Genomic DNA, 9,737 nt, shown 5'->3' on the forward strand with positions numbered 1-9,737 from the left:
GTGGGCGGACAAGTTCACCGCCGCGGGTGTGCCGATCATCGGTGACGACATCAAGAGCCAGGTCGGGGCGACCATCACCCACCGCGTGCTGGCCAAGCTGTTCGAGGACCGCGGCGTGCAACTGGACCGCACCATGCAGCTCAACGTCGGCGGCAACATGGACTTCAAGAACATGCTCGAGCGCGAGCGCCTGGAGTCCAAGAAGGTCTCCAAGACCCAGGCCGTGACCTCCAACCTCGTCGGCACGCTGGCCGGCGCCGGGGCCAACGACCGCAACGTGCACATCGGTCCGTCGGACTACGTGGCCTGGCTCGACGACCGCAAGTGGGCCTACGTCCGCCTCGAGGGTCGCGCCTTCGGTGATGCCCCGCTCAACCTGGAGTACAAGCTCGAGGTCTGGGACTCCCCCAACTCGGCCGGCATCATCATCGACGCCGTCCGTGCGGCCAAGATCGCCAAGGACCGCGGCATCGGCGGCCCGATCCTGGGTGCCTCGGCCTACCTGATGAAGTCCCCGCCGGTGCAGATGGCCGACGACCTCGGCCGCGCCGAGCTCGAGAAGTTCATTGCCGGGGAGTGACCCCGACGCAGCACTGAGCGTCCCACGACGCTGACAGCGGCCCCGCAGTCCACACCGGACTGCGGGGCCGCTGCCGTTGCCCGGTGCCCCGCGGCGCGAGGATCATGGAGCAGCAGTGGGCAGGGCGCTCCACGCCTTCGGAAGGACACAGCCATGGACATCGCCGTACTCGGCACCGGAGCGGTCGGCCAGGCCCTCGCCGGTGGACTCAGCCGCCTCGGCCACGCGGTGGCGGTGGGCACCCGCGACCCGGAGGACACGCTGGCGCGCACCGAGCCCGACGGCATGGGCAACCCGCCGTTCGCCGTGTGGCACGCCCAGCACGCCGAGGTCGCCCTCACGACCTTCGCGGACGCCGCTGCCGGCGCCGACCTGGTGGTGCTCGCGGGAAGCGGCTCCGCGGCCCTCGACATGCTCACCGCCGCCGGTGCCGACCACCTCGCCGGCAAGCCCGTGCTCGACATCTCCAACCCGCTCGACTTCTCCGCCGGCTTCCCGCCGACCCTCTTCGTCAAGGACACCGACTCGCTGGCCGAGCGGATCCAGGCCGCCTTCCCCGAGGCGAGGGTCGTGAAGTCGCTCAACACCCTGACCGCACCGCTCATGGTGGACCCCGGCCTGCTCGGCGAGGCGAGCACCGTCTTCGTCTCGGGCGACGACGCCGACGCCAAGGCGGCGGTGACGCAGCTGCTGGTCGGCCTCGGTCACCAGGACGTGATCGACCTCGGCGGGATCGAGACCGCGCGCGGCACCGAGATGCTGCTCCCGCTGTGGCTGCGCACCATGGCCGCCCTGGGCACGGGGATGTTCAACATCAAGGTCGTGCGCTGACGCCCTCCCCACGACCGTGGGCCCACCACGCGCGCAGGGCGGCCTCGGCCTCCTCGGGCGACTTCGGCCCCTCCTCCATGCGCAGCTCGAGCAGGAACGCGTACGCCTCCCCCACCTCGCGGCCCGGACCGATGTCGAGGATCGTCATGATCTGGTTGCCGTCGAGGTCGGGACGGATGGCGGCCAGCTCCTCCTCCTCGCCGAGCCGCGCGATGCGCTCCTCCAGCGAGTCGTAGGTGCGGCGCAGCCGGTCGGCCTTGCGCTGGTTGCGCGTCGTGCAATCGGCGCGGGTGAGGATGTGCAGGCGCTCGAGCTAGTCGCCGGCGTCGCGGACGTAGCGGCGTACGGCGCTGTCGGTCCACTCCCCCGACCCGTAGCCGTGGAAGCGCAGGTGCAGCTCCACGAGCGTGGCGACCGCGTCGATGTCGGCGTTGGCGAAGCGCAGCGCCTGCATCCGCTTGCGGGTCAGCTTGGCGCCCACCACGTCGTGGTGGTGGAAGGTCACGATGCCGCCGGACTCGAAGCGGCGGGTCTTGGGCTTGCCGACGTCGTGCATCAACGCGGCGAAGCGCGAGACGAAGTCGGGGCCCCCGCCGAGGCGGTGCTCGAGGTCGATCGACTGCTCCAGCACGGTCAAGGTGTGCTCGTAGACGTCCTTGTGGCGGTGGTGCTCGTCGCGCTCGAGCGCGAGGGCGGGCAGCTCCGGGAGGACGTACGCCGCCAGGCCGGTGTCGACGAGCAGCTTGAGGCCCAGGCGCGGGTGCGGGGCGCAGATCAGCTTGACCAGCTCGTCGCGCACCCGCTCGGCGGAGATGATCTCGATCCGACCGGCCATCGCGGTCATCGCCGCGACCACGTCGGGGGCGACGGAGAAGCCGAGCTGGGCGGCGAACCGGGCCGCGCGCATCATCCGCAGCGGGTCGTCGGAGAAGGAGTCCTCCGGCGTGCCGGGCGTGCGCAGGACCCGCTCGGCCAGGTCGACGATCCCGCCGTAGAGGTCGACGAAGTCCCGGCTCGGCACCCGCACCGCCATCGCGTTGACGGTGAAGTCGCGCCGCCCCAGGTCGCCGGCGAGGCTGTCGCCGAAGTCGACGTCGGGCTTGCGCGAGGTCGGGTCGTAGCTCTCCGAGCGGTAGGTCGTGATCTCGACCTGCCAGGGACCCTTGCGGCAGCCGATCGTGCCGAACGCTCGGCCCATGTCCCACACGGCGTCGGCCCAACCGGCGAGCAGCCGCTCGGTGGTGTCGGGTCGGGCGGAGGTGGTGAAGTCGAGGTCGTTCTGCAGCCGGCCGATCATCGCGTCGCGGACCGGTCCGCCGACCAGTGCGAGCTCCTCGCCGGCCTCGGCGAAGCGGGCGCCGAGCTCGTCGATGACCGAACCGATGCGATCCAGCTCCGCGCCGACGCGGCGCTGGATCTCGACGATCGTGAGCGGGGGCAGGGGGGCTTCGGACACGACAGGACAGTCTAGGTGGCGTCCCGGGCCCACCCGGCAACTGGCGCGAGTCAGCCGAGGGGGTGGCGACCGGTCAACTAGCATCGTCGCGTGCCCCGCCCGTCCGTGTTCCGTGCTGCCCTGGCGGGGCTCCTGGCGCTCGGGGCGTCGTGCGCACTCGCCGTGGCGCCCGCCGCAGCGGCGCCCGCCGAGGACCCGGACCCGCTCCTCGTCCACATCGACACCATCAGTCCCGTGCTGCCGCGCAGCGGCGACGTCGAGATCGCCGGCACCGTCACCAACACCAGCGACGACACGTTCACCCGGATCAACGTGCACGCGTTCGCCTCCCAGTCACCGATCCTCGAGTCGGCCCTGCTGGCGGTGGCCACGACGATCGCGCCCACGGCGTCCGTCGGCGAGCGGGTCATCGTGCCGGGCACCTTCGACACGATCGACGTGCTCGCGCCGGGCGAGAGCGCCGACTTCTCCGACTCCGTGCCCGTGGAGCTGCTGGGCATCCCCGACCAGGCCGGCGTCTACTGGATCGGCGTGCACGCCCTCGGTGACGGTGCGGTCCCGCGCGACCAGGTGGCCGACGGGCGAGCCCGCACGTTCATCCCTGCACGACCCGAGGGCGACGCCCGCCAAGAGGCCTCGGTGGTCCTGTCGCTGCGCGGACGGGTCTGGTACGACGACGAGGGCAGGATCGGCGGCACCGATCGCTGGGCCCGCCGCCTGGAGGAGGGCGGCACCCTGGACAGCGTCCTGAACATGGCCGACTCCGCCGGTGGCGCTGCCTACAGCTGGCTGGTCGACCCAGCGGTGCTGGTCGCGCTCAAGCGGCTGTCGTACGGCAACCCCACCCGCGACATCACCCCGGACCCCTCCGTGCCGGACCAGCAGCCCACCCCGACGCCGACCGACGGGGAGACGAGCGAGGGTGAGACGCCGAGCCTGGCGCCACCCGCCACCGAGCCCGGGGCGAGCACCGACGAGGACGCGGAGCTCACGGCCGCGGCCACCGCGTGGCTCGCGCGGTTCCAGGCGCTCGTGGGCACGGAGCCGGTGCTGACCCTGCCCTTCGGTGACCTCGACGTGTCGGCGGCGGTCCGGCACGACCCCGACCGCTACACCCAGGCACTGTCGCGCAGCACCCAGGTCATGGCGCTGCTGGGCCTGCCGTCCCGGCTGGCCGTCGCCCCGGACGACGGACTGCTCAGCCCCGAGGCGCTCGCGGCCACACCGCCCGAGGCGCTGGTCATGCTCGGCGACAACGCGTTCGCCCTGCCGCCCGACAGTCCCAGCTCGGTGGTGCGGCTGCTCGGCCACAAGGTGGTCGTCACCAGCACCGGGGCGGAGGCGGGCGGGCCCGGACCGACGGCTGCCAGCGACCCGCTCGCCCTGCGGCAGCGGCTCCTCAGCGAGGCCGCGCTGCACGCCGTCCATGACGACACCGCGCCGGTCATCGTCAAGCTGCCCACGGTGTGGCGCGGCGAGGACGCCGCCTCGTTCTTCACCGACCTCGAGCAGCCGTGGCTGGACCTCGTGCCGGTGGCCGAGGTCGCCGACCGGTCGGCGACGGGCGTCCCGGCCTCGAGCCTGGTCTACACCGACACGGACGTGCAGGCCGAGCTCGGCGCCGCCGGATTCGTCGCCGCACGTCGTGCCACGGACCGGGCCACCCTGCTCGAGCAGGTCCTCACCCTCCAGACGACCATCGAGACGCAGGTGGGTGACGAAGCCATGGTCACCCTGTCCGCACAGCACCGCGCCGCGCCGCGGCTGGCCGCGCTCGCCGCCGGCCGCATCGACGACGCGCTGCGCGCCGACCTCGGCAAGATCCAGATCGAGGCGCCCACCCGCGTCACCCTCTCCAGCGACTCCGGGCCGCTCGGGGCCACCCTGGTCAACGGTCTCGACCAACCGGTGACGGTCCGCGTCGACGCGCTGACCGACTCCGACCTCACGGTCACCGGTGCCGGCGAGCGCACGCTCGGACCCGAGGCGCGCAGCGTGGTCAGGCTCGAGGCGGCCACCACCCAGCCCGGCCTCCACAACCTCCGCCTGGCCGTGATGAGCACCGACGGGGTCCCGCTCGGCTCGACCGACGAGCTGCCGGTGCGTGCCGCCCGGGTGAGTGCGCTCATCTGGATCATGATGGGCGCGGGCGGGCTGGTCCTCTTCGGGATGATCGGCTACCGCCTGCCCGGACAGATCCGCGCCCGGCGGCGCGAGCTGGCGGCGCGGGAGCACGGCGACGACGAGGGGGACGAGCCCGAGCCGACCGATGCCCACCAGACCGGCTCCGACCCGCGCGACACCGGCCCCGGTGACGCCCGCCTGTTCCCGGAGCGACCATGACCGAGCAGCGGATCCTGGCCTCCTCGGCGGTGATGGCCGCGGGCACCGTCTTCTCCCGGGCCTCGGGCTTCATCCGCAGCGCCCTGCTGGTCGCGGCGCTCGGCGGGGTGCTGCGCGCCGACCTCTTCACCATCGCCAACACGCTGCCCAACATGGTCTACATCCTGCTGGCCGGCGGCGTCTTCAACGCGGTGCTCGTGCCCCAGCTCGTGCGGCGGATCAAGGCCGATCCCGACGGGGGCGACGCCTACGCCAGCCGCGTCATCACGCTGTCCGCCCTGTTCCTCGGGTCGGTCACCGTGCTGCTGGTCGTGCTCGCGCCGCTGCTGCTGCGCGTCTACCTCGACGGTCGCTTCCTCGACCCCGACCGGGTCGCCCACCTCGAGACGATCGTCGACCTGACCCGGTGGTGCCTGCCGCAGGTCTTCTTCTACGGGATGTACGTCCTGGTCGGCCAGGTGCTCAACGCCCGCGGACGCTTCGGCCCGATGATGTGGGCCCCCATCGCCAACAACCTCATCTCCGTGGTGATGCTGGTCGCCTACCTCGTCGTGTGGGGTTCCGTCGGCGACAGCGTGGCGCGCTACCAGGCGCTCGACACCAGCCAGGAGGTGCTGCTCGGCCTCGGCTCCACGCTCGGCATCGTCGCGCAGTTCGCGGTCCTGGTCCCCTACCTCCGCGCGTCGGGCTTCACCTACCGCCCGCGCTTCGACTTCCGCGACCCCGAGCTCAGGCACACGCTCTCGCTCGGCGTCTGGACGGTGCTCTTCGTCCTCGCCACGCAGGCGGCGTACCTCGTCGTGGTCAAGCTCGCCTCGGGCGGCACGGCCGGCGGCGGCGACGGCACCGGCCTCACCGTCTACTCCAACAGCCTGCTGATCATGATGGTGCCGCACGCCATCGTGACGGTCTCGCTGGCGACGGCGATCCTGCCGCGGCTCTCGTCGTACGCCCACGAGGACCGGCTCACCGAGCTCGGCAGCACGGTCGGCTCGACGCTGCGCACCGCCCTCGCGCTGGTCCTGCCCTTCGCGGTGCTCATGCCCGTGCTCGCCGGCGACGTGGCCGGCTTCGCCTTCGGCTGGGGCGGAGGAGAGGACACGGCCGCCACCTTCGGGCCGACCCTGGCGCTCTTCGGGCCGGCTCTCGTCTTCTTCACCATCCACTACTTCATGCTGCGCGGCTTCTACGCGATGGAGATGACGCGCCTGGTCTTCTTCATCCAGCTCGCGGTGTCGACCACCAACGTCCTGGTGGCCACCGCCCTCGTCCCGAGCCGCCCGCCGGAGGAGACGGCCCCGATGCTCGTCGTCGCCTACCTGTCGTCGTACGCCGTGGGTGCGGTGGTGAGCTTCGTGGTCCTCCGGCGCACCGTCGGCGGCCTCGAGACACCACAGCTGGTCCGGTTCCTCGTCCGGATGGCGCTCGTCCTCGCCGCTGCCGCGGCGACCGCCTGGCTGGTCGAGCACGCGCTGGCCGGCCTCGGTGACCGTCCGGGACCGCTGGTCGCGCTCCTGCGCGGCGGCCTCAGCGGGCTCGCCGGCGGGGTCGTGGTCCTCGCGGGCGCCCGGCTGCTGCACGTGCGGGAGGTCACGACCCTGGTCGACACCGTCGCGGCGCGGCTGCGGCGGGGGTGAGACTCCCTACGATGGCGTAGCAAGGACGAGGTCCGAGACGTGTGGGAAGTGGGGTGAACGATGCCGACGTCGATGCAGGCCGGTGACGTGCTCGCCGCGCGCTACCGCCTCGACGACCTCCTGGCCGACTACGGCTCGGGGCGGTTCTGGCGTGCCCACGACCTCGTCCTGCACCGCCCGGTCGCCATCCACGTGCTCGCGGCCGACGACCCGCGGGCCGACGCGGTCCTTGAGGCCGCGCGCGGCGCCGGTCCGGTCATCGACCGGCGGCTGCTCCGCGTCCTCGACGCGGAGGTCACCGACAGCCGGTGCTACGTCGTCAACGAGTGGGGCCAGGGCGACTCGCTCGACATCCTGCTCAACCGCGAGGGCCCGCTGCCGCCACGGCGCGCGGCCTGGCTGGTCGCCGAGGTCGCCGACAGCATGGCGGAAGCCCACGCCGCCGGTCTCGCGCACGGTCGGCTGACCCCGGAGAACGTGCTCGTCGACCAGCACGGCCAGGTGCGGATCATCGGCTTCGGAGTCGACGCGGCGCTCCGGGGCCTGCCCCGGGGCCGCACCCACGTCGACGAGATCGACCTCGCCGGCCTCCTCTACTTCGCCCTCACCGGCACCTGGGCCGGCGTCTCGGAGTCGGCCGTCCCGTCCGCTCCCGAGGTCCACGGCCAGGTGCTGCGACCGCGACGCGTCCGGGCCGGGATCCCCCGCCTGCTCGACACCCTCTGCGACGAGGTGCTCAACCCCCAGGACACGCCCGGTCCGACGGCCGACCTCAGTGCCCGGGGCATCTGCGACCTGCTGCAGGCCTACGTCGGTGACCTCACCGGGACGCACGCCCCCATCCAGGCGGTCCGGCCGCTGCCCCCCTCGTCCATCGCCGCGGTCCCGACCATGGCCGTCCCCGCCGTGACGCCCGAGCCCGTGCCCGACCCCGCGCCCGTGTCGGACGGGCCGACACCCGTGACCGACCTGCCCACCCAGGCGGGCATGCCCGTCTTCCACGACGACGACGAGGTCGACTGGTTGCGGGCGCGGGCCGAGAAGCCCGAGCCGCCGCCGCCGCTCGAGGAGCCCCCGCCCAAGCCGCTCTTCGCCCCCGACCCGCCGGCCGGCGAGCCCGTACGACGCCCGCGTCCCGGTGCCCGGGTCGCGTCGGCCAACCCGGAGTACTGGCCGTGGGACGTCTCCCAGGACTCGAGCCGGGACTCGAGCAGGCCCGCGGGCCGCGACACCGGCTCGTGGTCGTCCGGCTCCTGGACGGGTGACCCCTGGGCCACCGGCGAGGGCCTCGACGACACCGGCGACCAGGTGCCCGGGCGCAGCTGGATCCGGCTGGCGATGATCGTCGGGGTCTGCGTGCTGGTGATGGTGGCGGCCGTCGCCGCCTACCAGCTGGGGCTCAGGCCGCCGACGGGCGACTCCGGCGACGAGCCGAGCGCGTCGACGACACCCTCCGTGGCGCAACCGACCCCGTTCACCGACCTCGTCGCCGACGACTTCGACCCGCAGGGCTCCGAGCCGCGCGAGGAGAACCCGGAGGCGGTCCCCAACGCCGTCGACGGCGACCCGACCACGTCGTGGACCACCTCGAGCTACCTCCAGAACTTCGGCCCGGGCGGGCTCAAGACCGGCGTCGGCCTCGTCATCGACCTCGGCGCCACCAAGGGCGTACGCCGGGTGGTGGTCACCACCGCGGGCGGCCAGACGTCGCTGGCGGCGTACGTCACCTCCGCGGCACCCACCGGCGTCTCGGACCTGACGCCCGTCGGCACGGCGTCCGGCACCGGCGAGCTGACGATCGACCTGGCCGAGGCGGTGTCGGGGCGCTACGTCACGATCTGGCTGACCCTGCTGCCCGCCGTCGACGGGGAGTACCGCGGCGCCATCTCCGAGGTGCAGGTGCTCGGATGACCGCCCCGCGGAGCGACGACCGCTCCGACCTGGAGCTGATCCAGGCCCACGTCGACGGTGACGGCGATGCGTTCGGCGAGCTCTTCGCGCGCCATCGCGACCGGCTCTGGGCCGTCGCGCTCCGCACGATGGACAACCCCGAGGACGCCGCCGACGGGCTCCAGGACGGCATGATCGCCGCCTTCCGGCGGGCCGGCTCCTTCCGCGGCGAGGCCGCCGTGACCACGTGGCTGCACCGCGTCGTCGTCAACGCCTGCCTCGACCGGCTCCGGGCGTCGAAGATCCGCCGCCTCGAGGCGCTGCCCGACGACGTCGAGGACCGCGGCACCCTGGTCGCGACCGCCGTCCACGACGACCAGCCCGACGCCGCCGCCGAGGACTCCGAGCGCCGTCGCCGCGTCCTGGCCGCCCTCGCCACGCTCCCCGCCGACCAGCGCGCCGCGCTGGTCCTCGTCGACATGGAGGGCTACCCGGTCGCCGAGGTGGCCACGATGCTCGGCTGCGCCGAGGGCACCGTGAAGTCGCGCTGCTCACGCGGGCGCACCAAGCTCGCGGGGCTCCTGCTCGACCTCCACCAGCCGTCCGGTGACACGCCTCACGGGAACCCGCCCCCGGACGGTCCCGTCCAACCCACCGTGCGGCCCCGCGGACCACCCGCGCCCTGAGCCGATCGACCGCACTCCCCACTGCAGCACCGCACCCCCAGCACCGCACCCGAGGAGGTGACCCGATGACCGATTCCTCCGGCCTCACGCCCGAACAGGACGCCGTACGAGGCCTGCTCGCCGACGCCCGGCACGACGGACCCGTGCCTCCCGAGGTCGTCGCCCGCCTCGACGAGACCCTCGCCTCCCTCGTCTCCGAGCGCGGCGAGGCCCCCCTCACCGGGAACGCGCCCGCTCCCGTCGTCGACCTCGGCGCCCGCCGTCGCCGCGCGGCCGGGATCGGCCTGCTCGCCGCGGCCGCGGTCGTGGTCGCC

Annotated in this window: 6 protein-coding genes and 2 pseudogenes; 7 read left to right on the plus strand and 1 reads right to left on the minus strand. The window is 73.3% G+C overall.

Features of this window, described 5'->3' with window-relative positions; all coding sequences use genetic code 11:
- Both JWN97_RS04910 and JWN97_RS04915 read left to right on the plus strand, forming a co-directional pair.
- Window positions 1-580, plus strand: a pseudogene (locus tag JWN97_RS04910) (inositol-3-phosphate synthase); the annotation flags it as partial.
- Window positions 581-733: 153 nt separating this feature from the next.
- The gene (locus tag JWN97_RS04915) at window positions 734-1,411 is read left to right on the plus strand and encodes an NAD(P)-binding domain-containing protein (protein ID WP_297619196.1); all 678 of its coding nucleotides are present in this window, start codon (window positions 734-736) and stop codon (window positions 1,409-1,411) included.
- On the opposite strand, the pseudogene JWN97_RS04920 reads toward JWN97_RS04915, so the two are convergent.
- Window positions 1,395-2,867 (minus strand): annotated as a pseudogene (locus tag JWN97_RS04920) (CCA tRNA nucleotidyltransferase). The gene JWN97_RS04915 and the pseudogene JWN97_RS04920 overlap by 17 nt on opposite strands.
- A 90-nt stretch (window positions 2,868-2,957) precedes the next feature.
- Here JWN97_RS04920 and JWN97_RS04925 point away from each other — a divergent pair.
- The 5 genes from JWN97_RS04925 to JWN97_RS04945 all read left to right on the plus strand — a co-directional run.
- On the plus strand, window positions 2,958-5,210 hold the full coding sequence (locus tag JWN97_RS04925) for a DUF6049 family protein (RefSeq protein ID WP_297619201.1): 2,253 nt from the start codon (window positions 2,958-2,960) through the stop codon (window positions 5,208-5,210).
- Window positions 5,207-6,847 carry a murein biosynthesis integral membrane protein MurJ gene (murJ, locus tag JWN97_RS04930; protein WP_297619203.1) on the plus strand — a complete coding sequence of 547 codons (1,641 nt, stop codon included), beginning with the start codon at window positions 5,207-5,209 and terminating at the stop codon, window positions 6,845-6,847. The genes JWN97_RS04925 and murJ overlap by 4 nt, the downstream gene beginning before the upstream one ends.
- 60 nt (window positions 6,848-6,907) lie before the next feature.
- On the plus strand, window positions 6,908-8,758 hold the full coding sequence (locus JWN97_RS04935) for a protein kinase (RefSeq protein WP_297619206.1): 1,851 nt from the start codon (window positions 6,908-6,910) through the stop codon (window positions 8,756-8,758).
- Window positions 8,755-9,423, plus strand: a complete 669-nt coding sequence (gene sigM, locus JWN97_RS04940) for an RNA polymerase sigma factor SigM (protein ID WP_297619208.1) — start codon at window positions 8,755-8,757, stop codon at window positions 9,421-9,423. The genes JWN97_RS04935 and sigM overlap by 4 nt, the downstream gene beginning before the upstream one ends.
- A gap of 65 nt (window positions 9,424-9,488) precedes the next feature.
- On the plus strand, window positions 9,489-9,737 hold a 249-nt coding region (locus tag JWN97_RS04945; protein WP_297619211.1), incomplete at its 3' end, for a hypothetical protein.

The organism is Nocardioides sp., from assembly GCF_025965415.1.
GTDB lineage: Bacteria > Actinomycetota > Actinomycetes > Propionibacteriales > Nocardioidaceae > Nocardioides.